The following is a 24917-nucleotide window of genomic DNA, read 5'->3' on the forward strand; positions in this document are numbered from 1 at the left end:
CATGTGCCTAGGCATTCCTGGCCGCGTCGTGGAGATCGTGGACGGGTACGCGGGTCAGCTGGCTCTGGTCGATGTGGAGGGCGCCAGGCGCCGCGTCAACATCGGCATGCTCGACGAGGCACCCGGTTGCGACGACTGGGTGCTTCTCCACATGGGCTTCGCCGTCGAGCTCATCGACCGGGCGAAGGCCCGCGAGGCCCTGTCGGGCCTGGAGATGATGGGCCGCGGCCGGGCGGAGCGCGTCCGGCGCAGGTTCGAGGTGCGCGGGGTCGTGCAGGGCGTGGGCTTCCGGCCCTTCGTCTACGTCACCGCCTGCGAGCTGATGCTCTCGGGCACGGTGACGAACACCGGCGACGGGGTGCTCGCCGAGGTCGAGGGAGCCTCCGACGCGGTGGAGGAGTTCGGCCGGCGGCTCCGTACCGACGCCCCGCCCCTCGCGGTCGTCGAGGACGTGCGCAGCAGCGAACAGCCGCTCCGGGGCGGTACCGGCTTCACCATCGAGGAGTCCAGCGGGGGCGACCGGGCCAGGACGCTCGTCGCGCCCGACACCGCGACCTGCCGGGACTGCCTCGACGAGCTGGCCGACCCGGCGAACCGGCGCCACCGCCACCCCTTCATCACCTGTACGCACTGCGGCCCCCGGTTCACGATCGTCACCGGCCTCCCGTACGACCGGGCCGCCACCACGATGGCGGACTTCGAGATGTGCGGGGCCTGCCGGACGGAGTACGAGGACCCGCGCGACCGGCGCTTCCACGCGCAGCCGATCGCCTGCCCCGACTGCGGACCCCGGCTCGAACTGGTCGGCGGGGACGGGGTGCCCCGCTCCCGTGACGAGGACGCGCTGCGGTCCGCCCGGGAACTGCTCGCCGGCGGCGGGATCATCGCGGTCAAGGGGCTCGGCGGCTACCACCTGGTGTGCGACGCCCGCGACGACGCGGCCGTGGCCGAGCTGCGCCGGCGCAAGCGGCGCGGCTCGAAGCCCTTCGCGGTGATGGTCCGGGGGCTCGGCGTGGCGCGGGAGCTGGTGACCGTCACGGCCGAGGAGGAGGAACTCCTGACCGGCGGCCGCCGCCCGATCGTTCTCCTCCCCCGACGGGGCTCGGCCGGGCCGGGCGCGTCCGGGTCCGGTGCGTCCGGGACCCAGACATCCAGGGCCGGCGTGTCCGATGCCGTGGCGCCCGGGAGTCCCGACCTCGGGCTGCTGCTCCCGTACACCCCGCTGCACGTCCTGCTCTTCGGTATCGGTGCCGACCGGCCGGGCCCGGACGCGCTGGTGATGACGTCGGCCAATCTGTCGGGCGAGCCGATCGTCACCGATGACGAGGCCGCGCTGACCGTACTGGCCCCGCTGGTCGATGGCTGGCTGCGGCACGACCGGCGCATCCAGGTGCCGTGCGACGACTCGGTCAGCCGCTGGGTGGCCGGTGCCGAGCTGCCGATCCGCCGGTCGCGCGGATACGCCCCGCTGCCGCTCGCACTGCCCTTTGACGTGGAGCCGACGCTCGCCGTGGGCGCCGACCTCAAGAACACCTGCGCGCTGGCCGAGGGCCGGTACGCCTGGCTGAGCCAGCACATCGGCGACATGGACGATCTGTCCACGGTGGACGCGCTGACCCGGACCGAGAAGCACCTGGAGAACCTCACCGGGGTGGCGCCCGCCCGGCTGGTGGCCGACCGCCACCCCGGCTATCACTCCGCCGGCTGGGCCCGCGCGCACGCGGCCGGGCGGCCGGTCCGCACGGTGCAGCACCACCACGCGCATATCGCGTCCGTGATGGCCGAGCACGGTCTGGGCGCGGACGAGCGCGTGATCGGCATCGCCTTCGACGGCACCGGTCACGGCGACGACGGGGCGGCCTGGGGCGGCGAGGTCCTGGTAGCGGGGTACGCGTCCTTCCGCAGGGCCGCCCACCTGGCTTACGTACCGCTGGCCGGGGGCGACGCGAGTGTGCTGCGCCCGTACCGGATGGCTCTCGCGCACCTGTACGCGGCGGGCATCGGCTGGGACGCGGACCTGCCCGCTGTCCGCGCGTGCCCGCCCGCGGAACGCGACGTGCTGGCACATCAGTTCGCCACCGGGTTCGGCTGCGTGCCGACGTCGAGCATGGGCCGGCTCTTCGACGCCGTCGCGTCCCTGGCCGGCGTCCGGCACGAGGTGGCGTACGAGGCGGAGGCCGCCATGGAGCTGGAGGGAATGGCCCGCGGCGCACACGGGGCACCCGCCGCTCCCGAGGGCGGCTACCGCTTCGGTGTCCGGCCCGGAACGGACGAGGGCACCGCGATCGCCGATCCGGCCCCGGTCGTCCGGGCCGTCGTGTCCGACGTACGGGCGGGCATTCCCGCCGGGCTGATCGCCGCGCGCTTCCACACGTCCGTCGCCGCGCTGGTCACCGACCTGGCCGACCGCTGCCGTACGCACACCGGGCTCGGCACCGTGGCTCTGGGCGGCGGTGTCTTCCAGAACGCCGTCCTGCTCGAAGCGGCGCAACGGGGCCTGGCGCAGAGGGGCTTCACGGTCCTGCGGCCCCGGCTGCTCCCGCCGAACGACGGCGGGATCGCCCTCGGCCAGCTCATGATCGCCGCGGCGGGCTGACCGCCCGGCGCTCCCGTACCCCCAAGGGATCCACAGAGAAGAGAAGCCATGTGTCTCGCTGTTCCGGGGCGTGTCCTCAGTACCGCAGAAGTCGACGGCACCGTGATGGCCGAGGTCGACTTCGGCGGGGTGCGCAAAGAGGTGTGCCTCCAGTACATCCCCGATGTGACCGTCGGTGAATACGTCATCGTGCACGTCGGATTCGCCATTCAGCGCCTCGACGAGGCCTCCGCCCAGGACACCCTGGCCAACTTCGAACGGCTCGGCATCCTCGCCGAGGAGTTCGGGGACGGCTTCGAACTCGCCGCACAGCAGCGCACAGCACCCGAAGGAGCCGGCCGGTGAAGTACCTCGAAGAGTTCAGCGACCCCGATCTCGCGAAGAAGCTGATCGACCAGATCCATGCGGCCACCACGCGGAAGTGGGCGATGATGGAGGTCTGCGGCGGTCAGACCCACTCGATCATCCGGCACGGCATCGACCAGCTCCTCCCCGAGGGCGTGGAGATGATCCACGGTCCGGGATGTCCCGTCTGTGTCACCCCGCTGGAGACCATCGACCGCGCCCTGGCGATCGCCGCCCGCCCCGGCGTCATCTTCTGCTCGTTCGGCGACATGCTGCGCGTGCCCGGAAGCAGCCAGGACCTGTTCTCCGTCAAGAGCGCCGGCGGCGACGTACGCGTGGTGTACTCACCTCTCGACGCGCTGAAACTGGCCCGCGAGAACCCGGACCGTGAGGTCGTCTTCTTCGGGATCGGCTTCGAGACCACCGCCCCCGCCAACGCGATGACGGTGTACCAGGCCAAGCAGCTCGGGGTGCGGAACTTCTCGCTGCTGGTGTCCCACGTCCTGGTGCCGCCCGCGATCGCCGCGATCATGGAGTCCCCGACCTGCCGGGTGCAGGCGTTCCTCGCCGCCGGTCATGTGTGCAGTGTGATGGGGACCGCCGAGTACCCTCCGCTGGCACAGAAGTACAAGGTGCCGATCGTGGTCACCGGCTTCGAACCCCTGGACATCCTCGAAGGCGTACGCCGGACCGTCCTCCAGCTCGAAGCGGGCCGTCACGAGGTGGAGAACGCCTACCCCCGGGCCGTTCGCGACGAGGGCAACGCGCCCGCCATGAAGATGCTCGCCGATGTCTTCGAGGTGACGGACCGGACCTGGCGCGGCATCGGGGCGATTCCCCGCAGCGGCTGGCGGCTCTCCGCGAAGTACCGGGAGTTCGACGCGGAGGAGCGGTTCGACGTGACGGACATCCACACCGACGAGTCCTCGCTCTGCCGTTCGGGCGAGGTACTCCAGGGCCTGATCAAACCGCACCTGTGCGAGGCGTTCGGCAAGGAGTGCACACCGAGGAACCCGCTCGGCGCGACCATGGTGTCGTCCGAGGGCGCCTGCGCCGCGTACTACACCCACCGCCGCCTGGAACTGGTCGATGCGAAGTGACTGACGCGATGCGGGACGTGACTGACGCGATGCAGGACGTGGCTGACCTCGTGCGGGACTCGACCGCCCCTGAGCGGGTCGTGACCGGAACGACGCGTGACGTCTCCGACGCGCCGCCGGGGCCGGCCGGACTGGACTTCGAGGGGTGGGCCTGCCCCGTACCGCTGCGGGACGTCCCGTCCGTCGTGATGGGCCACGGCGGCGGCGGCGCGATGTCCGGCGAGCTGATCGAGCACCTGTTCCTGCCCGCGTACGGGGCCGCGGCAGCCGCCGAACTCGGTGACTCGGCCGTCCTGACGGTCGGTACCGACACCCGGCTCGCCTTCTCCACGGACTCGTTCGTGGTGAAGCCGATGTTCTTCCCCGGCGGGTCGATCGGCGACCTGGCGGTGAACGGGACGGTCAACGACCTGGCCATGTCGGGTGCGACGCCGATGTTCCTGTCGACCGCCTACATCCTCGCGGAGGGCACCGAACTGAGCGTCCTCGGCCGGATCGCCCAGGCGGTGGGCCGGGCGGCCGAGGACGCCGGCGTACGCCTGGTCACCGGGGACACCAAGGTCGTGGAGCGCGCCAGCGGTGACGGCGTCTACCTCAACACCTCGGGCATCGGTGTCGTGCCGTGCGGCGTCGACATCAACCCGCGCCGGGCCCGCCCCGGCGACGCGGTGCTCGTCAGCGGCGACATCGGGGTGCACGGGGTGGCGGTGATGAGCTGCCGGGAGGGCCTGGAGTTCGGTACGACGGTCGAGAGCGACACCGCTCCGCTGCACGGACTGGTCGCCTCCATGATCGCCACCGGTGCGGACGTCCATGTGCTCCGGGACCCCACGCGCGGAGGTGTCTCCGCGTCGCTGAACGAGATCGCCCGTGCCGCGGAGGTGGGCGTCGAGCTGGTCGAGCGGCTGCTGCCGGTGCCGCCCACGGTGCGGGACGCGTGCAGTCTGCTCGGGCTCGATCCGCTCCAGGTGGCCAACGAGGGCAAGCTGATCGCCATCGTTCCCGCCGCGGACGCGGACCGGGTGCTGGCCGCGATGCGGGCCCATCCGCTGGGCCGGTCCGCGTGCAGGATCGGCGGTTGCGTGCCGGATCACGCCGGGATGGTGGTCGCGAGGACGGGCCTGGGCGGGAGCCGGGTGATCGGGCTGCCGGTCGGCGAACAGCTGCCGCGGATCTGCTGAGTGAGTGGCGAACGACTACTGCCGAGGATCTGCTGAGTGAGTGCTGAGGGCGCGCTGCTGTTCGCGCGATACGCCTACCCGCCCAACGAGCTCGGCTACTGCGGGCCCGCCGACGCGGCGGCCCTCCTGCGCCGGGAGGCGACCGCCGACATCGAGCGGCGGGCCCGGCAGTTCGAGGGGGCCTGGTGCTATCTCCAGTTCCTCGCGGAGACGGCCGGGCTGCCCGACCCGCTCGATGTGCGGGTGGTCGAGGCCTACTGGATCGGCAACGAGCTGCTGGAGCTGGCCGATCCCGCCGCCCTGGTGGAGCGCCTGACGGACCGTTTCCGCGGCCAGTCGGGCGGTACCTGGCGCGAGGCGGCGCGGCGGGCCCTGGCCCACCACAGCTTCCAGGTGTTCGAGGTGTACCCGTGGGCGCCGATGCTCCGGCCCGACGGCAATCCGACCGCCCTGTCCGTCCTGGACCGCTGCCGCATCCGGACGGGCGTGGTGCTCACGGCCGGCAGCGAGGTGGCGACCGTACGGTCGCGTCCGCTGGTCTGGGACGGCACCGCGACCGCCACCGGTGACTGGCGGGAGGAGACCGTGCGCCTCTCGGCCGGCGGGCGGACACTGATCGACGGCGTCTCCGCCGGTGACCGGGTGGCGCTGCACTGGGACTGGGTGTGCGACGTGCTCACCGATGAGCAGGCCCGGCGCATCGAGTCCTTCGAGGCGCGCACCCGCGCCGGGCTGGGCCTGCTCGTTCCCTAGCCGGTCACGGTCGACTGCGACACCCCGGACGAGGAGCATCCGCCGCCGCCCACGGCGGGCGAACGCGGTGTCAGGCGGGTGACACCGGCAGAACGTCCGGAGACAGCGCGCCCACCCGGGCGGACGCGGCGGTCATGCGGCGCGAGTGGTGACGGCGGCAGAGAACCTCGTAACCGACCTCGCCCGCCGGGCGGTTCACATCACCGACCACGACCTGGGCGCCCGCGACGACCATCTCACCCTCTATCGTCCGTGCGTTGTGCGTCGCACGGGCTCCGCACCAGCACAGGGCCTCGACCTGGAGCTGCTCGACCCGGTCCGCCAGCTCGATCAGCCGCTGCGAACCGGGGAACAGCTTCGTACGGAAGTCCGTGGTGATACCGAAGGCGAAGACGTCCATCTCCAGGTCGTCCACGACGCGAGCCAGCTGATCGATCTGGTCCGGAGCCAGGAACTGCGCCTCGTCCACGATCACGTAGTCGACCCTGCCGCCCTTCGACAGCTGAGCAACCAGGTACGCGTACAGGTCCATCCCCCCGTCCGCCTCGACCGCGTCCGTCACCAGTCCCAGCCGCGAGGACAGCTTGCCCTCCCCCGCCCGGTCGTCCCGGGTGAAGATCACGCCCTGGAGGCCCCGCGCCGACCGGTTGTGCCCGATCTGGAGCGCCAGGGTGCTCTTCCCGCAGTCCATGGTTCCGGAGAAGAACACCAGCTCGGGCATGAGAGGTCGAGCACCTTTCAGGACGGACGGGGAGGGCCGTGGAACGGGCCCGTACGGCCACGAGGCGCGTACGGGACTTTCAAAACACGCCTAAGAGCGTACTTCGAGGAGCGGGACCAGCTGCTCGACGGGGGTCATCGAGCCGTGCATGCCCACCATCGCCGACTCGTGGGGCTCGTTGTCGGAGGCGATGATCACCACGTCGTCGTGGGCCGCCGCGACCACGTCGCCGATCCGGCCGAGGACCCGTTCGTCGATCCGGGGGCCGAACCAGCCCGCCGCGACGGCCTCGTCCCGGCTCGCCACCCAGAACTGCTCGCCGAGCACCTCGCGCCAGACGGTCAGCACATCGGCCTCGGCGCCCGGGACGGCGTACACATGGCGGGCGCGGCCCTCGCCGCCGAGCAGCGCGACGCCCGCGCGCAGCTCCCAGTCCTCGTCGAAGTCGATCCTGGACTGCTCGTCGAACGGGATGTCGATCATGCCGTGGTCGGCGGTGATGTACAGCGCCGAGCGCGGCGGGAGCTGCTCGGCGAGGCGTCTGGCCAGTCCGTCGACGTGCATCAACTGACCGCGCCAGGCGTCGGAGTCGACGCCGAAGCGGTGCCCCATGCCGTCGACCTCGCTGTAGTACGTGTAGACGAGCGAGCGGTCACCGGCGGCCAGCCGTTCGGCGGCGACGTCCATCCGGTCCTCGCCGGTCAGCCGGCCGAGGAACGAGCCGCCGCTGAGCGCGACCTTGGTGAGCGGGGTCTGCTCGAAGGTGGGCGCGGAGACCTGTGCGGTACGCACTCCGGCCGCGTCGGCGCGGGTGAAGACGGTGGGGTGCGGCTGCCAGACCTTGGGCTGTGTCCACGGCCTCCAGCGGAGCTGGTTCATCAGCGCGCCGGTGTCCGGATTGCGCACCGTGTAGCCGGTGAGGCCGTGCTCGCCCGGGGGCAGCCCGGTGCCGACCGAGGCCAGCGAGGTCGCGGTGGTGGCCGGGAAGCCCGCGGATATCGGGCGGCCCGTGCCGCCGCGCGAGGTGGGCAGCAGGGAGTGCAGGAAGGGGGCCTCGTCGGGGTGGGCCCGGATCTGCTCCCAGCCGAGGCCGTCGATCAGGAAGACGCAGTTCCGGTCGGCGGGCGTCAGCTCGGTGATCGCCGCCGTGAAACCGGGCACGCCCTGTCCCGCGACGAGCGTGGGCAGCAGATCGGCGAGCGAGCCGCTGCCGTACTCGGGCACAGGGGCGGTGTCTACGGGCAGCAGGACGGGGTCCTGCCAGGCCGGCTGGACCATCAGCGGCCGGCCGCCGCGGTCGCGGCGGTGGCCTCGGAAAGCGCCTGGGCGAAGGCGAGGGTCTGGCGCACGGTGTCGGGGCCGTCACCGGCCTCACTGACCCGCAGGCTCAGGTCGTCGGCGGTGGAGCTGCCGGTGTAGCCGTGGTCGGCCTCGCAGTTGGGGTCGCCGCAGGCGGCGGGCTCCAGGTCGATCCGGGAGACCGCGCCCCAGCCGATGGTCAGGACGACCTCGCGGGGCAGCGTGCCGGGAACGTACTTCTCCGGGTTGGCCACGACGCGGCTGACCACGACCGACGAGATCCGGTCGAGCTTGACCGACTCGGTGGAGGTGGTGGCGTAGGGCGTCGGGGAGCTGGTGTCGGCGTTCTGCTCGTCGGTGTGGCTGACGACGAAACGGTTGTCCGTGAGCACCAGGACGGTGACGTGCCGGCGCACCTCGTTGGAGTCGAAGGTGGTCTCCTGGTGCACCAGGTACGAAGCGACCGGCTCACCGCCCACGGCGGCCTCCACCGCCTCGGCCACGAGGGCCGGGTAGTAGCCGCTGCGCTCGATCGCCGCGCGCAGCCCCTGGGTCGTCGTACCGGTCTTAGCCATACGCACCATCCTACGGGGGGCGGATGGCTGCCGGGGACGTCCTGCCCGCCCCGTCCCGGACGGGGCCCGGGGCGGCTCAGTAGTTGGAGAGGCGGCGGGGGCCGAGGTCGGTGCGGGCCGGCGGCGGCGACAGCCGGACGCTCGCTCCGAGGACGGTCAGCCCCTGGGTGGCGACCACGACCGGTTCCAGGGCGACGGAGACCACCTCGGGGTGGTCGTCGACCAGCAGGGAGACCCTGAGCAGCAGTTCTTCCAGCGCCGCGGTGTCCACGGGCGCCGAGCCGCGCCAGCCGAAGAGGACCGGGGCGGCCCGGATCGAGCGGATCAGCTCGGCGGCGTCCCGGTCGGTGGCCGGAACCAGCCGGTGGGCGGTGTCGCCGAGGAGCTCGGAGGGAGCGCCCGCCAGGCCGAAGGAGAGGACGGCGCCCGCGGCCGGGTCGATCGTGGCCCGTACGACGGTGTCGACACCACGGGGGGCCATGGCCTGCACGACGGGCCGGAGCTCGGCGGGCTTGCCGAGGAGGTCGGTGAGTTCGCCGTACGCGCGGCGCACCGCGGACTCGGTGGCGAGGTCCAGCCGGACACCGCCGAGGTCGGCGCGGTGGCGCAGATGGGGTGCGGTGGTCTTCAGCGCGACCGGGTAGCCGAGCCGTGCGGCGGCGGCGACGGCCGCTTCCGCGTCGGGGGCCGGGAGCGTCGGCCGGACGGTGATGCCGTAGCAGGCCAGCAGCTCGCGGGCCTCGTCGTGGTCCAGGGGCCTGCCGCGCGGATCGGGGTCCTCGCCGAGCAGCGCGTCGATGCGGGCGGCCGCGCCCGGCTCGTCGACGGTGTCGTCGAGGAACTCGGGGACCTTGCCGGGAACCGCGGCCTGGCGTCGCCACTGGGCGTACTTCACGGCTTCGGCGAGTGCCCGGACGGCCCGTTCGGCGGCGGGGTAGGCGGGGATCCGGCCGGCGGCGCGGGCGCCCTCGGGGGCGGTTGCCGCGGGCGCCGTGTCAGTTCCGCCGGGCGGCGGCGCCACCGGGGGCGGGGTGGCGGCGGAGGTGGCCGGGGGTTGTGTGGCGGAGGTGGCCAGGGGCGTTGTGGCGGAGGTGGCCGGGGGGCGTCCCGGCACCGGCGCGGGGCGCTGCTGGGCCACCGTGCTGGTGGCGGCGGCCAGGGCCTCCGCGAGGCCGCCGATCTCCACATGGACGACGGCCACCGGCTTGGCCGGCCCGGCGGCGGAGGCCGTGTGCAGGGCGGTGGCCAGCACCTCGCCGTCGCCCTTCTCCGCCTCGCCGTCCTCGCCCACCCACGGGATCGCCGTCACGATGACCGCGTCGCAGCCCTCGTCGGCCAGCGCCTCGGCCAGCGCGTCCCGGAAGTCCTGCGGGGTGGCGGCGGTGGTGAGGTCGCGCGGCGGACGCGGGCGCAGCCCCTCGGCCAGACAGGCGTCGTACGTGAGCAGGCCGAGGGACTCGGAGTTGCCGAGGATCGCGACACGTCCGCCCGCCGGGAGCGGCTGGCCGGCGAGGAGCAGGCCCGCGTCGACCATCTCCGTCACCGTGTCGACGCGGATCACGCCCGCCTGCCGCATCAGCGCGGAGACCGTGGCGTCCGGGATCCGGCTGACGGGTACGGCGTGGCCCGGCGGGGTGAAGCCGCTGTGCCGGGCGCCCTTCACCACGACGACGGGCTTCACGGCGGCGGTACGCCGGGCGAGGCGGGTGAACTTGCGGGGGTTGCCGAGCGATTCGAGGTACAGCAGGGCGACATCGGTGTCCGGGTCCTCGTACCAGTACTGGAGGAAGTCGTTGCCGGAGATGTCGGCGCGGTTGCCGGCCGAGATGAAGGTGGAGAGGCCGGCGCCGCGCCGGTAGAGCCCGGAGAGCAGTGCGATGCCGATCGCGCCGGACTGGGTGAACAGGCCGATGCGCCCGGAGGCGGGCCGTTCCGGGGCCAGGGAGGCGTTCAGCCGGACCGCTTCGGAGTTGTTGATGATGCCGAAGGCGTTCGGGCCGATGATCCGCATGCCGTACGAGCGGGCCTGGCGCACCAGCTCGCGCTGCCGTTCGCGGCCCTCGGCGCCCCACTCGGCGTATCCGGCGGAGAGGACCACCAGGCCCTGGACGCCGTGTTCCCCGCAGTCCGCGACGGCCTCCGGGACCCGCTCGGCGGGTACGGCGACTACTGCGAGGTCGACGGGTTCGCCGATCTCGCCGAGGGAGCGGTGGGCGGGCACTCCGTCGATGGTGTCCTGGCCGGCGGCGAGGGCGCTGTTCACGGCGTAGGTGCGGCCGGTGAAGCCCGCGCCCAGGAGGTTGCGCAGGACCGTGCGCCCGACCCCGCCGGGGGTGCGCCCCGCGCCGATGACGGCGACGGAGCCGGGTGCGAGCAGCCGCTGCACTGAGCGTGCCTCGGCACGCTGCTCCCGGGCGCGCTGGACGGCGAGCGACTCGGCGGTCGGTTCGAGGTCGAGGGTGAGGTGGACGGAGCCGTCCTCGAAGGTGCGCTGCTGGGTGTACCCGGCGTCCCGGAACACCTTGATCATCTTGTTGTTGGCGGGCAGCACCTCGGCGGCGAAGCGCCGGATGCCGCGCTCGCGGGCGACGGCCGCGATGTGTTCGAGCAGCGCGGAGGCGACGCCGCGGCCCTGATGCGCGTCCTGGACGAGGAAGGCGACCTCGGCCTCGTCCGCCGGGGCCGACGCGGGCCTGCCGTGGGCGTCGATCCGGTCGTAGCGGACCGTGGCGATGAACTCGCCGCCCACCGTGACGGCGAGTCCCACCCGGTCGACGTAGTCGTGATGGGTGAAGCGGTGGACGTCCTTGGCGGAGAGCCGGGGGTAGGGAGCGAAGAAACGGTAGTACTTCGACTCCGGGGACACCTGCTCGTAGAAGCTGACCAGCCGTCCGGCATCGTCCGTGGTGATCGGCCTGATCCGCGCGGTGCCGCCGTCGCGGAGCACCACGTCCGCCTCCCAGTGATCGGGGTAGACGTGATGCGGACTCTGCTCCGGAGAGGGCTCCATGGGCAAAGCGTACGGCTGGTCAGCGGTCGCGTGGGGGTCGGGGCCGGGGCAGTCTGGGGATGGCCGGTCGACGGTAGTGCGCGATGCTCCGGTCGGCCCGCGGGCCGACCGGAGCATCGCGCACTACATGAGAGACTGGTCTAGACAACCATTGATTCGTGAAGGGCAGAACCATGGCTGAGCGCCGCGTCAACGTCGGTTGGGCCGAGGGCCTGCACGCCCGCCCCGCATCCATCTTCGTCCGTGCGGCCACGGCCTCCGGCATACCCGTGACCATCGCCAAGGCCGACGGCAACCCGGTGAACGCCGCGTCCATGCTCGCGGTGCTCGGGCTCGGTGCCCAGGGCGGCGAGGAGATCGTCCTCGCCTCCGAGGCCGACAACGCCGAAGCCGCTCTGGACCGTCTGTCCAAGCTGGTCGCCGAGGGCCTCGACGAGCTTCCGGAGACCGTCTGACCCAGCGGTCACGACCGCCGAAATTCCTGCGAAAGAGCCGCGACACCCCCGACCGGGAGTCGCGGCTCTTTCGTGTGCGCGGGAATGACGAACCGTGGAGAAAGTCCCGCGCGGAAGAATTCAGGACAGCGAGAAGAAAGCGCCACTGAATATCCTGCTACTTGTATACGGCTTCATTGTTAATGCCGGCCGCTCGGGGTGTTTACGGCATGTTGCGAAGTCCTCACCCGGCCGCGGGGGACGGCCGCGCCCGGCCGGTCGGGGCGGCGCAGCCGGTGGGCGGCGGCGGCCCGCTCGGCGTGCCGGGCGGCCAGCGCCCGCGCGCGCTCCGCGTCGCCGCGCGCCACGGCGTCCACGATGGCCCCGTGCTCGGCCCAGGAATCGGCCGGGCGGGCCGGCTGGTCGACCGCGTACATCCAGGCGATCTTGTGCCGGAGCTGGGTGAGCAGCGCGATCAGGCCGGGACTGCCGGAGGCCTGGGCCAGCGTCTCGTGGAACCAGCCGCCCAATGAGCGCAGATCCTCGCCCTCGCCCCGGCGGGCCCGCTCCTGGCCCAGCCTGACCAGGCCGCGCAGCACCTTGAGGTGGGCGTCGGTGCGGCGCTGGGCGGCACGGGCCGCGCCGAGCGGCTCCAGCAGCATCCGGACCTCCAGGAGGTCGGCGGCCTCCTGCTCGCCGGGCTCGGCGACACAGGCACCGGCATGCCTGCGGGTGACCACGAAGCCCTCGGACTCCAGGGTGCGCAGCGCTTCGCGTACCGGGACGCGGGAAACCCCGTAGCGGCGTGCGAGCACCTCCTCGGTAAGCCGGCTGCCGCGTCCGAAGACACCGGAGACGATGTCGTCACGGATTGCCGTGCATACCGAATGCGCCGGAATGCGCATGTCCGAACCTCCGCCTTAATCCCCGCGGAACGCGGCCGATCGACGCCTGTCCTGTGACTCTATTGCAATGCGGTCGCATTTCCGATGCCGGGTGGAAATTCATGAATATCTTCTGGACACGACGAAGGCCCCGGCGGGCTGCCGGAGCCTTTCACCGATGCGCTTCGCGCGTCGGTCAGACGGTGACGCCGTGGGCGCGCAGATAGGCGACCGGGTCCGTGTCGGAGCCGTACGACGGCGTGGTCCGGGCCTCGAAGTGGAGGTGCGGTCCGGTGGAGTTGCCGGTGGAGCCGGAGAGGCCGATCCGCTGCCCCTGGCCGACGCTCTGACCGACGGAGACGCCGATCGAGGAGAGGTGGCCGTACTGGGTGTACGTGCCGTCCGTCATCCGGAGCACGATGTTGTTGCCGTACGCGCCGCCCCAGCCCGCCTCGACGACCGTGCCGGCGCCGACGGCGACGACGGAGCTGCCGGACGAGGCGTGGAAGTCGATGCCGGAGTGGCTGCCGGAGGACCACAGGGAGCCGCCGGCCTGGTAGCCGGTGCTCACGTAGGAACCTGCGACGGGGAGCTGGAAGGTGCCCAGCCGGGCGCGCTCGGCGGAGCGGGCGGCACGCGCCTCGCTCTCGCGGGCCTCCTTTGCCCTGGCGGCGGCCTCGGCCTCCGCGGCCGCTCTGGCCCTGGCGTCGGCCTTCTTCTTGGCGGCAGTCTTCTTCTCGGCCTCGGCCTTCGCCTTGGCTTCCGCCTTCGCCTTCGCGGCGGCGTCGGCCTGGTGCTGCTGCGCGTCCGCCTGCGCGTCGATCCGGTCGGCCAGGTCGCCCTCGATGGCGATGACCTGGGAGAGGCCCGTCTCGCCGGTGGCGGGGGTCTCGGTGTCCGCGGCGAGGGCCGGGGAGGCCAGCGAGCCGATGACGCCGGTGGTGGCCAGGGTCGCGATGCCGACGGCCTTCGCGCCGCAGCGCGTCAGACGGCTCGGGGCACGGTGCTTTCCCGTGGCACGGGTGAACGCCATGAAGTGGCTGGTCCTTTCCTTCCTTCTCGCCTACCGGGTTAGGGTCTTTCGTTTGGATCAGGCTGGATCAGGGAGCGGGGTCCGGTGCCGTGCATCGCAAGGCGGAGGAGGGAGCCATGGCGGAGTCATGGCGGAGTCATGGCGACCGACGACAACGCCGCGAGGTGCGGTGCCGGACCCCGCGAGCCCAGCATGATCCAAACGAGAGGCCCTGACTGACGGGTTCGGAGCAGGAAGGTCTCCTACGGACCCCCCGGCCTCGCTGAGGCATGGGCATCCGATTCACCCCAGGGACTGCGTGGGTCCCCGGCTCCCCGGGCTCGCGCCTGACGGGGACTCGGCGATGACTGCCCGGTACGTCACGGATGCGGCATACGAGTGGCGGACAGCCGAGCCGACGCTAAACGGGGGCACTTCCCCACACCAAACGGACAGGTGGTTTTGTAACGCATCCCACAGGGCAGACGGGCAACCTCTCCCGCAAACCGGACGAAAAAGGAAGGTCCCGGCGGGGGGTGATTCGCCAGGACCTTCCTTTCGTCCCGTTATCACGGGGATTGACTGGTCAGCCGGTGACGACCGAGACCTCTCCGATGCCGAGGGCCCTGACGGGCTCCTCGATCTGCGCGGCGTCCCCGACGAGGACCGTGACCAGCCGGTCCCCCGGGAAGGCGTTGACCACGGCCGCCGTCGCCTCCACCGTGCCGGTGTCCGCGAGGCGCGCGTACAGGTGCGCCTGGTAGTCGTCCGGGAGGTGCTGCTCGACCTGGTCCGCGAGGGTGGCGGCGACGGAGGCCGCCGTCTCGAACTTCAGCGGTGCGACGCCCACGAGGTTCTGCACGGCCGTCTCGCGCTCGGCGTCCGTCAGGCCCTCCGCGGCCAGGGTCCGCAGCACCTTCCACAGGTCCTCCAGCGCCGGACCGGTGGACTCCGTGTCCACCGAGCCGCTGATGGCGAGCATCGCGGCGCCCGTCGCCCCCGAGGCGGCGTCCCGGGCCGAGGAGCGCAGCACCTGGGCGAAGGCCCGTACGCCGTAGGTGTAGCCCTTCTCCTCGCGCAGCACCCGGTCCAGGCGGGAGGTCAGCGTGCCGCCCAGGCAGTACGTGCCGAGCACCTGGGCGGGCCAGACGCTGTCGTGCCGGTCGGCGCCGATCCGGCCGAGGAGCAGCTGCGTCTGCACCGCTCCGGGGCGGTCCACGATCACCACCCGGCCGGTGTCGTCGGCGGTGATCGGCGGGACCGGGCGGGGCTCCGCCGTGTTGCCCGACCAGTCGCCGACGGTGTCGGCGAGCAGGGCGTCCAGGTCGATGCCGGTGAGGTCACCGACGATCACGGCGGTCGCGGTGGACGGCCGGACGTGGGCGTCGTAGAAGGCGCGGACGGCCGCGGAGTCGATCCGCTCCACGGTCTTCTCGGTGCCCTGGCGCGGGCGCGACATGCGGGCCGTGGCCGGGAAGAGCTCCTTGGAGAGCTGCTTGGCGGCCCGCCGGGCGGGGTTCGCCTGCTCGTGCGGGATCTCGTCGAGCCGGTTGTTCACCAGCCGCTCGATCTCGCTGTCGGCGAAGGCCGGCGCCCGCAGGGCCTCCGCGACCAGACCCAGCGCCTTGGCCAGCCGGGAGGCCGGAACCTCCAGGGAGACCCGGACGCCGGGGTGGTCGGCGTGGGCGTCCAGAGTGGCGCCGCACCGCTCCAGCTCGGCGGCGAACTCCTCGGCGCTGTGCTTGTCGGTGCCCTCGGACAGGGCGCGCGACATGATCGTGGCCACCCCGTCCAGGCCCTCGGGCTCGGCGTCCAGCGGGGCTTCGAGGAAGATCTCGACGGCGACGACCTGCTGGCCGGGGCGGTGGCAGCGCAGCACCGTGAGGCCGTTGGGCAGGGCGCCGCGCTCGGGTGCGGGGAAGGCCCAGGGCCTGGCCGCTCCGGGGGCGGGCTGCGGGTGGTACTCCATCGAAACTCCAGTCGCGGCAGCGTCGGTCACTTGTCCGCTCCTTCGTGCGCGTCGGTGTCGTTGGCGGCGTCGGCGTCGGCGTCGGCCTCTTCGGCGGGCTCCGCCGACTCGACCGGCTCGTAGACCAGCACCGCCCGGTTGTCCGGCCGCAGCTGGGCCCTGGCGGCCGCCCGGACCTGCTCGGCGGTGACGTCGAGCACCCGGTGCACAGCGGTCAGGGCGAGCTGCGGGTCACCGAACAGCACGGCGAACCGGCACAGTTCGTCCGCCCGGCCCGCGACCGTACCGAGCCGGTCCAGCCACTCGCGCTCCAACTGTGCCTGGGCGCGCTCCATCTCCTCGGGCGAGGGGCCCTCCTCGGCGAACCGGGCGAGCTCCTCGTCGACCGCGGACTCGATCTGCGCCACCTCGACGCCGCCGGACGTCTTGACGTCCAGCCAGCCGAGCGAGGGCGCGCCGGCCAGCCGCAGCAGCCCGAATCCGGCCGCGACAGCCGTCCGGTCCCGGCGGACCAGGCGGTTGTGCAGCCGGGACGACTCCCCGCCGCCCAGCACGGTCAGCGCGAGATCCGCGGCGTCGCACTCGCGGGTGCCGTCCTGCGGCAGCCGGTAGGCGGCCATCAGCGCACGCGCCGGGACCTCCTCGCGGACCTCCTCGCGCAGCTCAGCGCCGATGACCTCGGGCAGTGAGCCGTCCCGCGGCGGCTGCTTGCCGTCGTGCGACGGGATGGTGCCGAAGTACTTCTCGACCCAGGCGAGCGTCTGCGCGGGGTCGATGTCGCCGACGACCGAGAGCACCGCGTTGTTGGGCGCGTAGTACGTACGGAAGAAGGTCCGCGCGTCCTCGAGCGTCGCCGCGTCCAGGTCGGTCATCGAGCCGATCGGGGTGTGGTGGTACGGGTGGCCCTCCGGGTAGGCGAGGGCGGTCAGCTTCTCGAACGCGGTGCCGTACGGGACGTTGTCGTAGCGCTGGCGCCGCTCGTTCTTGACGACGTCCCGCTGGTTCTCCATGGACTCCTCGTCGAGCGCGGCGAGCAGCGAGCCCATCCGGTCGGCCTCGAGCCACAGGGCCAGCTCCAGCTGATGCGTGGGCATCGTCTCGAAGTAGTTGGTCCGCTCGAAACTGGTGGTGCCGTTGAGGGAGCCGCCGGCGCCCTGCACCAGCTCGAAGTGTCCGTTCCCCTTGACCTGACCCGAGCCCTGGAACATCAGGTGCTCGAAAAGGTGAGCCAGACCGGTGCGTCCCTTGACCTCGTGGCGCGAGCCGACGTCGTACCAGAGGCACACCGCGGCGACCGGGGTCAGATGGTCCTCGGAGAGCACCACGCGCAGGCCGTTGGCCAGACGGTGCTCGGTCGCTGTCAAGCCGCCGGAGCCGGCCTGGGCTGTGGCCGTGTGACCCATGGGCATGTACGTCCCTTCGATCGCGATACTGGAGTGATGCGAGACCTGCCACTGTAAGCAAGCGCACCGACGCCTGGCGAAGTTCCCGTGCCGCGCACGTCACCGGAAAGCGGCGTCCGGACCCCTCGTGACGGGTGGAGAACCCCCTTTGGGACGGGTCGAGGTCGGAGTTGTCAGTGCGGCGGTCCACAATGGTCCGCGTCAGAACCTGAGGTTGCCCGAACAGAATCCGTGAAGGAGTCGCAGCAGCGATGGCCCGCCGCAGCACGAAGACCCCGCCGCCGGACGACTTCGAGGAGAAGATCCTCGACATCGACGTCGTCGACGAAATGCAGGGCTCCTTCCTTGAGTACGCGTACTCGGTGATCTACTCACGGGCCCTGCCGGACGCCCGTGACGGCTTGAAGCCGGTGCACCGCCGCATCGTGTACCAGATGAACGAGATGGGCCTGCGCCAGGACCGCGGCTATGTGAAGTGCGCCCGCGTCGTCGGCGAGGTCATGGGTAAGCTGCACCCGCACGGGGACGCGTCGATCTACGACGCCCTGGTGCGGATGGCACAGCCGTTCTCCATGCGGCTCCCCCTCGTCGACGGACACGGAAACTTCGGCTCGCTCGGCAACGACGACCCGCCGGCCGCCATGCGGTACACCGAGTGCCGGATGGCCGACGCGACGTCGTTGATGACGGAGTCGATCGACGAGGACACCGTCGCTTTCCAGTCGAATTACGACGGCCAGGAGCAGGAGCCGGTCGTCCTGCCGGCCGCCTATCCGAACCTCCTGGTCAACGGCACGACCGGGATCGCCGTCGGCATGGCGACGAACATGCCGCCGCACAACCTGGGCGAGGTCATCGCAGCCGCCCGCCACCTGATCAAGCATCCGGGCGCGGACCTGGAGACCCTGATGCGGTTCGTCCCCGGTCCCGACCTGCCGACCGGTGGCCGGATCGTGGGCCTCGGCGGCATCAAGGACGCCTATGCGGGAGGCCGCGGCTCGTTCAAGATCCGCGCCACCGTCGCCGTGGAGAACGTCACGGCACGCCGCAAGGGTCTGGTCGTCACCGAACTGCCCTTCAGCGTCGGTCCGGAGAAGGTGATCGCCAAGATCAAGGACCTGGTCTCGGCGAAGAAGCTCCAGGGCATCGCGGACGTCAAGGACCTCACCGACCGCTCGCACGGACTGCGCCTCGTCATCGAGGTCAAGAACGGCTTCGTGCCGGAGGCCGTCCTGGAACAGCTCTACAAGCTGACGCCGATGGAGGAGTCCTTCGGCATCAACAATGTGGCGCTGGTCGACGGACAGCCGCTCACCCTGGGCCTCAAGGAGCTCCTGGAGGTCTATCTCGACCACCGCTTCGAGGTGGTGCGCCGGCGCAGCGAGTTCCGCCGGACCAAGCGCCGCAACCGGCTGCACCTGGTCGAGGGCCTCCTCGTCGCACTGATCGACATCGACGAGGTCATCCGGCTCATCCGGTCCAGCGACAACTCGGCACAGGCCAAGGACCGGCTCATCGAGCACTTCTCGCTGAGCGAGGTCCAGACGCAGTACATCCTGGACACCCCGCTGCGCCGGCTCACCCGGTTCGACCGGGTCGAGCTGGAGAGCGAGCAGGAACGGCTCAACACCGAGATCGCCGAGCTGACCGCGATCCTCGAATCGGACAACGAGCTGCGCAAGCTCGTCTCCACGGAACTGGCCGCGGTCGCCAAGAAGTTCGGCACCGACCGGCGTACGGTGCTGCTGGAGTCGGCCGGTTCGCAGGTCGCTGCGGTACCGCTGGAGGTCGCGGACGACCCGTGCCGGGTGCTGCTGTCCTCGACCGGTCTGCTGGCCCGTACGGCCAACGGCGACCCGATCGTCTTCGCCGAGGACGCCAAGCGCGCCAAGCACGATGTGATCGTGTCGGCCGTGCCCGCCACGGCACGGGGCGATGTCGGCGTGGTGACCTCGGCGGGGCGGCTGCTGCGGCTGGCGGTGATCGATCTGCCGCAGCTGCCGGACACCCACGCGGCGCCCAACCTCTCGGGCGGCGCGATGGTCGCGGAGTTCCTCACCCTGGAGTCGGACGAGGAGGTCATCGGCCTCACCACGCTCGACGAGTCCTCTCCGGGGCTGGCGATCGGCACCCTTCAGGGCGTCGTGAAGCGTGTGGTGCCGGACTATCCGGCCAACAAGGACGAGCTGGAGGTCATCGGCCTCAAGGACGGTGACCGGGTCGTCGGCGCGGTGGAACTGCGCACCGGCGAGGAGGACCTGGTCTTCATCACCTCGGACGCGCAGTTGCTGCGCTACCCGGCGGCGCAGGTGCGCCCGCAGGGCCGTCCGGCCGGCGGTATGGCGGGCGTCAAGCTCACGGAGGGCGCGGAGGTGCTCTCCTTCGCCGCGGTGGATCCGGCCGCGGACGCCATGGTGTTCACGGTCGCCGGTTCGCACGGCACGCTGGACGACTCCGTGCTGACGTGCAAGTACACCCCGTTCGACCAGTACCCGCGCAAGGGCCGGGCGACCGGTGGGGTGCGCTGTCAGCGGTTCCTCAAGGGCGAGGACATCCTGACGTTCGCCTGGGCGGGCCCGACACCCGCCCGCGCCGCGCAGAAGAACGGCACCCCGGCCACGCTGCCCGAGCCCGACCCGCGGCGCGACGGTTCGGGGACGCCGCTGGAGTCCCCGGTCGCGGTGATCGCCGGCCCGGTGTAGCCGGCCGGCCCGGTACGTGGCGCTGTGCGTCGGCGCTATGCGTCGTCGCCGGGCTGCCGCACGTAGCGCAGGACGCCCCACATGCTTCGCTCATGTGCGGCGTCCTGCGCTGTGTCCGGCGCCGTTTCCCCCTGCGCCGGGGCGGTCTCCCGGCAGTCCGCCAGCTCCTTGCGCAGGGCCCCGGCGTCGATGCCGGAGCCGATCAGCACGAGCCTGGTCAGCCGCGGTTCGCCGCGGGTCCAGGGCTGCGGGGCGAACCGCAGGAACCTGCCGACGGCGTGCAGCGCGTAGCGGTTGTCCGCGTCCCCCGCGCCGAAGTCGACGAACCCCTTGATCCGGTAGAGGCCTTCCGGCCGGGAGTCCAGGAACCCCATCAGGCGACGCGGGCTCATGGGCACGTCGGAGGTGAACTCGATGCTCTCGTACGCCGCGTGCGGATGGTCCCCGTGCTCCTCACCGGCGTCCGCCGCCCGCTCCTCCAGGTACAGGTCCTCGAAGGTCAGCTGCCGGGCCTTCTCCTCGCTGTCGGGCCGCAGCGCCGGATCGAAGAGCAGCTCGGGGTCAATGCGCCCGTACGTGGCGGGGACGACGGCCGCCGTGCTGCCGGTGGCGGCGACGGCCTCCCGGATGCGGAGCAGTCCGGCGTCCCCGGCCCGGTCCGTCTTGTTCAGCACGACCAGGTCGGCGACGGCGAGATGGCGGTCGATCTCCGGGTGGCGGACCCGGGTGGCGGTGAACTCGGCGGCGTCGACCACCTCGACCAGTCCCCCGTACACGATGTGCGGGTTGTCGCTGGCCAGCAGCATCCGTACGAGTTCCTGGGGTTCGGCGAGCCCGCTCGCCTCGATGACGATCACATCGAGCCGGGCGGCGGGCCGGGTGAGGGTCTCCAGGTAGGCGTCCAGCTCGCTCACGTCGACCGCGCAGCACAGACAGCCACCGCCCAGGGAGACCGTCGAGCCGACCTGCCCGGACACGGTCATGGCGTCGATCTCGATGGACCCGAAGTCGTTGACGATCACGCCGATCCGGTTTCCCGCGCGATGGAGCAGCAGGTGGTTGAGCAGCGTCGTCTTGCCGGATCCCAGGAATCCGGCGAGGACGATGACCGGGATCTGCCGGCTGCGGGGCGGGGACGACGGGTTCAACGGGGGCCCTTCGGGGGACGTCAGGCGGCCGGGACCGGCTGCGGCGGAGGCGGGCCGACATAACGGGCCGCCGGGCGGATGATCTTGGAGTCCTCCGCCTGCTCCAGGATATTGGCGCTCCAGCCGACCACTCGCGCCGCGCAGAACGTCGGGGTGAACATCTCGCGCGGCAGCCCGCACAGTTCCATGACCACTCCGGCGTAGAACTCCACGTTGGTGTGCAGTTCGCGCCCCGGCTTGAGCTCGGCGAGGATCGCCTCGACCTGGCGTTCCACCTCGACGGCGAAGTCGACGAGCGGTCCGCCGAAGCTCTGGGCGATGCCGCGCAGCATGCGCGAGCGCGGGTCCTCGGTGCGGTAGACCGGGTGTCCGAAGCCCATGATCCGGTCACCGGCGAGCACCCGTTCGCGGATCCATCCGTCGATGCGGTCGGGGGTCCCGATGGCGTCCAGGGTGTCGAGGGCCCGGCTGGGCGCACCGCCGTGCAGCGGTCCGGAGAGCGCGCCGACGGCCGCCACCAGGCATGCGGCGACGTCCGCGCCGGTGGAGGCGACGACCCGGCCGGTGAAGGTCGAGGCGTTGAAGCCGTGGTCGACGGTGGAGATCAGATACTGCTCGACGGCCCTGACCCGGGCGGCGTCCGGCACGGAACCGGTGAGCATGTAGAGGTAGTTGGCCGCGTACGGCAGGTCGTCGCGCGGCTCCACCGGTTCGAGGCCCTGGCCGAGCCGGTGCAGGGCGGTGAGCACGGTGGGGACCGCGGCGCAGGCGGTCAGCGCGTCGGCGCGGCGCCGGTCCGCGTCGATGTCGTACACCGGGCGGAAGCCCGCCGATGCGCCGAGCAGCGAGAGCGCCGTGCGCAGCCCCGCGAGCGGACCGGAGACGGCGCCGGCTCGGGCTATGGCGGGCAGGGCGTCACGTACCTCCGCGGGCAGCCGGCGCAGTGCGGCGGTGCGGGCCGCGAAGTCGGCGCGGGCGGCCGGACCGGGCAGCTCGCCCTCGGTCATCAGGTACCAGACGTCCTCGAAGCCGCGGGTCTGCGCCAGCTCGACCGCCGAGTACTGCCGGTAGTGGTAGAAGCCCTCGCGGCCGCGGACATCACCGAGGGCCGTGTCGGTGACGACGACACCCGCGAGGCCTCGGGGGACGTCGAGCGGGGCTGAGCCGGTCATGGTCGTCATTGCTTCCTCCATGGACATTCCGGTGTTGCGACTCTTTACATTGATTCGACTGTCCATGCTTGACTTTAGATCTGTCAATGTTGATTGAATCAATATGGATACGGTGAACAGCATGATGGATCAAGCAGGTGCGGGCGACAGTTCGGGGCTCACGGCGCATCGGCTCACCACCCGGGAGACGGCCGAGCGCCTCGGCGTGAAGCCCGAGACGGTGTACGCGTACGTGAGCCGGGGCCAGCTGAGCAGCAACCGCGCGCCCGGCGGGCGGGGCAGCACGTTCGACGCGGCGGAGGTCGACGCCCTGGCCCGGCGTACGGGACGCAGGGAGCCCGCTTCCCCCGCCGGTGAGCTCGCCTTCCGGACCGGCATCACGCTCATCGAGGGCGACCGCTACTACTACCGGGGCGTGGACGCCACGGAGCTGGCCCGGCGCCATGGCTACGAGGAGGTCGCCGAGTGGCTCTGGACCGGTGAGCTGCGGACGGGCACGCGCTTCACTGCGCCTTCCGAAGCGCTGGCCGCGGCCCGCCGGACGGTCGGCGCACTGCCGGCGCACTGCGGTTCGACGGACCGGTTGCGGGTGGCGGTCGTCGCCGCGGCGGCCGCCGATCCGCTTCGTTTCGACCTGTCGCGGGAGGCGGTGCTGGGGGGCGCCCGGAGCCTGATCCCGACCCTGGTGGCCGCACTGCCGACGGTGGGCGGGGGCAGGGGCGGCGGCGCGAACGGGGCCGGGGACGGCGGCGCGGTCGCGTCCCCCGACACCGGTCTGGCGCGTCAACTGTGGCCGAAACTCACCGCGCTCCCGGCCGACGAGGCGTCACTCGCCGTGCTGGACACCGCTCTGGGACTGCTGATCGACCACGATCTGGCCGCCTCCACCCTGGCGGCCCGGGTCGCGGCCTCCGCTCGGGCCCACCCGTACGCGGTGGTGTCGGCGGGGCTGGGGGTGCTGGAGGGGCCGCTGCACGGCGCGGCCAGCGGACTGGCGCACCGGATGCTGGCCGAGGCCCTGGAGCGGGGCGGCGCGGCCCCGGTGGTCGCGGACCATCTCCGCACCGGGCGCCGGGTGCCGGGGCTGGGCCACCGGCTCTACACCGGCGAGGACCCACGGGCCACGACGCTGTTCGCGCTGCTCGCGGAGGTCCCGCGGGCAGCGCCGGCGCTGGCCGCGGCCCGCGATGTGGTCACCACGACCGCGCGCCACGCCCCGCTGCACGCGAATGTCGATCTGGCGCTCGCGGTGCTGTCCGTCTCCTCGGGCATGGCGGCGGAGGCGGGTGAGACCGTGTTCGCGATCTCCCGTACGGCGGGGTGGATCGCCCATGCCCTGGAGGAGTACGGGGAGCGCCCGCTGCGGATGCGCCCCATCGGCCAGTACACCGGGCCGCGGCCGCCTCGACCGCTGCCCGACGCCATCGGGGCCCCGTCGCAATAGACGGTTCGCCCGGCGCAAATTAGCGACGGTCAGCGGGAAGCGTTGCGCGGGGGCTGGGCCGTGGAGCCGCGCACCACCAGCTCAGGCTCGAAGAGCAGCTCGTCGGAGGGCACGGCACGCCCTCCGATCTGTACGGAGAGCAGCTCGACGGCCGCCCGCCCCATGGCCTCGATCGGCTGGCGGACCGTGGTCAGCGGCGGCTCGGTGCAGTTCATGAACGCCGAGTCGTCGTACCCGACGACGGAGACGTCCGCGGGGACCGAGAGGCCGCGGCGGCGTGCCGCGCGCACCACGCCCAGGGCCAGCGGGTCGCTGGCGCAGATGAACCCGGTGACCCCTTCGTCCAGCAGCCGCATGGCGGCCGCCTGCCCGCCCTCGAGCGAGAACATCGCCCTGGTCACCCACGCGTCGGGGATGACCCTGCCGGACTCCTCGGCGAGCACCCGGGCGGCGGCCAGCTTGCGCAGCGAGGGCATGTGGTCCGAGGGGCCGAGCACCAGGCCGATGCGCTCGTGGCCCAGTGAGACCAGATGGCGCCAGGCCTGCTCGACGGCGACGGAATCGTCGCAGGAGACGGCCGGGAAGCCGAGATGGGCGATGGCCGCGTTGATCAGGACGACGGGGATCTTACGGTCGGCGAGCACCTTGTAGTGGTCGTGCGGGGCGTCGGCCTGGGCATAGAGGCCACCGGCGAAGACGACGCCCGAGACCTGCTGCTGGAGGAGCAGCTCGACGTAGTCCGCCTCGGAGACGCCGCCCTTGGTCTGGGTGCACAGGACGGGCGTCAGCCCCTGCTGCGCCAGCGCGCCTCCGACCACCTCGGCGAAGGCGGGGAAGATCGGGTTCTGCAGCTCGGGCAGGACCAGGCCGACCAGCCGGGCCCGTTCGCCGCGCAGCTGGGTCGGCCGCTCGTACCCCAGGACGTCCAGCGCGGACAGAACGGCCTGCCGCGTGGCGTCGGAGACCCCTGGCTTGCCGTTGAGCACCCGGCTGACCGTGGCCTCGCTGACTCCAACCTTCTGTGCCACCTGAGCAAGTCGTCGCGTCATGCGTGCAAGATTAGCGCAAGAAACGCAAGCGGATTGCGTGGGGCTGGAAACTATACGATTTTCAGAAAGCAGCGGCATGCCCTCTGCGCCGTCTCCACGATGTGCGCCCCATCGCCCACC

Annotated in this window: 19 protein-coding genes; 8 read left to right on the forward strand and 11 right to left on the reverse strand. The window is 72.0% G+C overall.

Translation table 11 applies throughout. The features are described from left to right. Window position 1: 1 nt before the first annotated feature. From hypF to ACZ6S6_RS25035, 5 genes are read left to right on the forward strand one after another with little or no spacing between them, the layout of a single operon-like run. On the forward strand, window positions 2-2596 hold the full coding sequence (hypF, locus tag ACZ6S6_RS25015) for a carbamoyltransferase HypF (RefSeq protein WP_469706984.1): 2595 nt from the start codon (window positions 2-4) through the stop codon (window positions 2594-2596). A gap of 48 nt (window positions 2597-2644) precedes the next feature. Further along, complete coding sequence (locus tag ACZ6S6_RS25020; protein WP_469706985.1) at window positions 2645-2941, forward strand: HypC/HybG/HupF family hydrogenase formation chaperone; 297 nt, start codon at window positions 2645-2647, stop codon at window positions 2939-2941. Next, a complete protein-coding gene (hypD, locus tag ACZ6S6_RS25025; RefSeq protein WP_362967091.1) occupies window positions 2938-4041 on the forward strand; it encodes a hydrogenase formation protein HypD in 1104 nt (367 codons plus the stop codon). The genes ACZ6S6_RS25020 and hypD overlap by 4 nt, the downstream gene beginning before the upstream one ends. Before the next feature lie 8 nt (window positions 4042-4049). Then, complete coding sequence (gene hypE / locus ACZ6S6_RS25030) at window positions 4050-5222, forward strand: hydrogenase expression/formation protein HypE (protein ID WP_469706986.1); 1173 nt, start codon at window positions 4050-4052, stop codon at window positions 5220-5222. 36 nt (window positions 5223-5258) lie between these two features. After that, window positions 5259-5975, forward strand: coding sequence for a DUF6390 family protein (locus ACZ6S6_RS25035; protein ID WP_469706987.1), 717 nt, complete (start codon window positions 5259-5261; stop codon window positions 5973-5975). Window positions 5976-6045: 70 nt separating this feature from the next. On the opposite strand, the gene ACZ6S6_RS25040 is transcribed toward ACZ6S6_RS25035, so the two are convergent. The 4 genes from ACZ6S6_RS25040 to ACZ6S6_RS25055 form a co-directional block, all read right to left on the reverse strand. Beyond that, window positions 6046-6696, reverse strand: a complete 651-nt coding sequence (locus ACZ6S6_RS25040) for a thymidine kinase (RefSeq protein WP_362967087.1) — start codon at window positions 6694-6696, stop codon at window positions 6046-6048. Between the two features lie 90 nt (window positions 6697-6786). Beyond that, window positions 6787-7974 (reverse strand): alkaline phosphatase family protein, encoded by a 1188-nt coding sequence (locus ACZ6S6_RS25045; RefSeq protein WP_469706988.1) that lies wholly within the window; start codon window positions 7972-7974, stop codon window positions 6787-6789. Beyond that, window positions 7974-8570 carry a DUF5998 family protein gene (locus ACZ6S6_RS25050; protein ID WP_123462856.1) on the reverse strand — a complete coding sequence of 199 codons (597 nt, stop codon included), beginning with the start codon at window positions 8568-8570 and terminating at the stop codon, window positions 7974-7976. Before ACZ6S6_RS25050 ends, ACZ6S6_RS25045 begins: the two co-directional genes overlap by 1 nt. Before the next feature lie 76 nt (window positions 8571-8646). Beyond that, the gene (locus ACZ6S6_RS25055; RefSeq protein ID WP_469706989.1) at window positions 8647-11580 is read right to left on the reverse strand and encodes a bifunctional acetate--CoA ligase family protein/GNAT family N-acetyltransferase; all 2934 of its coding nucleotides are present in this window, start codon (window positions 11578-11580) and stop codon (window positions 8647-8649) included. A gap of 173 nt (window positions 11581-11753) precedes the next feature. On the opposite strand from ACZ6S6_RS25055, the gene ACZ6S6_RS25060 reads away from it, so the two are divergent. Then, complete coding sequence (locus ACZ6S6_RS25060; RefSeq protein ID WP_123462851.1) at window positions 11754-12035, forward strand: HPr family phosphocarrier protein; 282 nt, start codon at window positions 11754-11756, stop codon at window positions 12033-12035. A gap of 179 nt (window positions 12036-12214) precedes the next feature. Here ACZ6S6_RS25060 and ACZ6S6_RS25065 read toward each other — a convergent pair whose 3' ends face one another. The 4 genes from ACZ6S6_RS25065 to ACZ6S6_RS25080 all read right to left on the reverse strand — a co-directional run bounded on the left by ACZ6S6_RS25065 (window position 12215) and on the right by ACZ6S6_RS25080 (window position 17288). Next, window positions 12215-12919, reverse strand: a complete 705-nt coding sequence (locus ACZ6S6_RS25065; RefSeq protein ID WP_469706990.1) for a GntR family transcriptional regulator — start codon at window positions 12917-12919, stop codon at window positions 12215-12217. A gap of 175 nt (window positions 12920-13094) precedes the next feature. After that, window positions 13095-13931: a M23 family metallopeptidase gene (locus ACZ6S6_RS25070; protein WP_469706991.1), complete on the reverse strand. Its 837-nt coding sequence runs from the start codon at window positions 13929-13931 to the stop codon at window positions 13095-13097. A 565-nt stretch (window positions 13932-14496) separates the two neighbouring features. Beyond that, window positions 14497-15879, reverse strand: a complete 1383-nt coding sequence (locus tag ACZ6S6_RS25075; RefSeq protein ID WP_469707029.1) for a M16 family metallopeptidase — start codon at window positions 15877-15879, stop codon at window positions 14497-14499. Between the two features lie 26 nt (window positions 15880-15905). Next, on the reverse strand, window positions 15906-17288 hold the full coding sequence (locus ACZ6S6_RS25080) for a M16 family metallopeptidase (protein WP_469706992.1): 1383 nt from the start codon (window positions 17286-17288) through the stop codon (window positions 15906-15908). A 245-nt stretch (window positions 17289-17533) separates the two neighbouring features. On the opposite strand from ACZ6S6_RS25080, the gene ACZ6S6_RS25085 reads away from it, so the two are divergent. Beyond that, the gene (locus tag ACZ6S6_RS25085; RefSeq protein ID WP_362967180.1) at window positions 17534-19984 is read left to right on the forward strand and encodes a DNA gyrase/topoisomerase IV subunit A; all 2451 of its coding nucleotides are present in this window, start codon (window positions 17534-17536) and stop codon (window positions 19982-19984) included. 35 nt (window positions 19985-20019) lie between these two features. Here ACZ6S6_RS25085 and ACZ6S6_RS25090 read toward each other — a convergent pair whose 3' ends face one another. Together ACZ6S6_RS25090 and ACZ6S6_RS25095 are read right to left on the reverse strand one after the other, a co-directional pair. After that, window positions 20020-21132 (reverse strand): CobW family GTP-binding protein, encoded by a 1113-nt coding sequence (locus ACZ6S6_RS25090; RefSeq protein WP_469706993.1) that lies wholly within the window; start codon window positions 21130-21132, stop codon window positions 20020-20022. A gap of 20 nt (window positions 21133-21152) precedes the next feature. Next, complete coding sequence (locus ACZ6S6_RS25095) at window positions 21153-22313, reverse strand: citrate synthase/methylcitrate synthase (protein ID WP_469706994.1); 1161 nt, start codon at window positions 22311-22313, stop codon at window positions 21153-21155. 112 nt (window positions 22314-22425) lie between these two features. Between ACZ6S6_RS25095 and ACZ6S6_RS25100 the strand changes: the two genes are divergently transcribed. Beyond that, on the forward strand, window positions 22426-23748 hold the full coding sequence (locus tag ACZ6S6_RS25100) for a citrate/2-methylcitrate synthase (protein ID WP_469706995.1): 1323 nt from the start codon (window positions 22426-22428) through the stop codon (window positions 23746-23748). A 29-nt stretch (window positions 23749-23777) separates the two neighbouring features. On the opposite strand, the gene ACZ6S6_RS25105 is transcribed toward ACZ6S6_RS25100, so the two are convergent. After that, on the reverse strand, window positions 23778-24797 hold the full coding sequence (locus ACZ6S6_RS25105) for a LacI family DNA-binding transcriptional regulator (protein WP_362967172.1): 1020 nt from the start codon (window positions 24795-24797) through the stop codon (window positions 23778-23780). Window positions 24798-24917 lie beyond the last annotated feature (120 nt).

This window comes from Streptomyces sp. NPDC048671 (genome assembly GCF_055587045.1).

Coding starts and splice junctions, on each gene's coding strand:
- hypF (WP_469706984.1), top strand. CDS start 2: ATGTGCCTAGGCATTCCTGGCCGCGTCGTGGAGATCGTGGACGGGTAC.
- ACZ6S6_RS25020 (WP_469706985.1), top strand. CDS start 2,645: ATGTGTCTCGCTGTTCCGGGGCGTGTCCTCAGTACCGCAGAAGTCGAC.
- hypE (WP_469706986.1), top strand. CDS start 4,050: ATGCGGGACGTGACTGACGCGATGCAGGACGTGGCTGACCTCGTGCGG.
- ACZ6S6_RS25040 (WP_362967087.1), bottom strand. CDS start 6,696: ATGCCCGAGCTGGTGTTCTTCTCCGGAACCATGGACTGCGGGAAGAGC.
- ACZ6S6_RS25045 (WP_469706988.1), bottom strand. CDS start 7,974: ATGGTCCAGCCGGCCTGGCAGGACCCCGTCCTGCTGCCCGTAGACACC.
- ACZ6S6_RS25050 (WP_123462856.1), bottom strand. CDS start 8,570: ATGGCTAAGACCGGTACGACGACCCAGGGGCTGCGCGCGGCGATCGAG.
- ACZ6S6_RS25055 (WP_469706989.1), bottom strand. CDS start 11,580: ATGGAGCCCTCTCCGGAGCAGAGTCCGCATCACGTCTACCCCGATCAC.
- ACZ6S6_RS25060 (WP_123462851.1), top strand. CDS start 11,754: ATGGCTGAGCGCCGCGTCAACGTCGGTTGGGCCGAGGGCCTGCACGCC.
- ACZ6S6_RS25065 (WP_469706990.1), bottom strand. CDS start 12,919: ATGCGCATTCCGGCGCATTCGGTATGCACGGCAATCCGTGACGACATC.
- ACZ6S6_RS25070 (WP_469706991.1), bottom strand. CDS start 13,931: ATGGCGTTCACCCGTGCCACGGGAAAGCACCGTGCCCCGAGCCGTCTG.
- ACZ6S6_RS25075 (WP_469707029.1), bottom strand. CDS start 15,879: ATGGAGTACCACCCGCAGCCCGCCCCCGGAGCGGCCAGGCCCTGGGCC.
- ACZ6S6_RS25080 (WP_469706992.1), bottom strand. CDS start 17,288: ATGCCCATGGGTCACACGGCCACAGCCCAGGCCGGCTCCGGCGGCTTG.
- ACZ6S6_RS25085 (WP_362967180.1), top strand. CDS start 17,534: ATGGCCCGCCGCAGCACGAAGACCCCGCCGCCGGACGACTTCGAGGAG.
- ACZ6S6_RS25095 (WP_469706994.1), bottom strand. CDS start 22,313: ATGACGACCATGACCGGCTCAGCCCCGCTCGACGTCCCCCGAGGCCTC.
- ACZ6S6_RS25100 (WP_469706995.1), top strand. CDS start 22,426: ATGATGGATCAAGCAGGTGCGGGCGACAGTTCGGGGCTCACGGCGCAT.
- ACZ6S6_RS25105 (WP_362967172.1), bottom strand. CDS start 24,797: ATGACGCGACGACTTGCTCAGGTGGCACAGAAGGTTGGAGTCAGCGAG.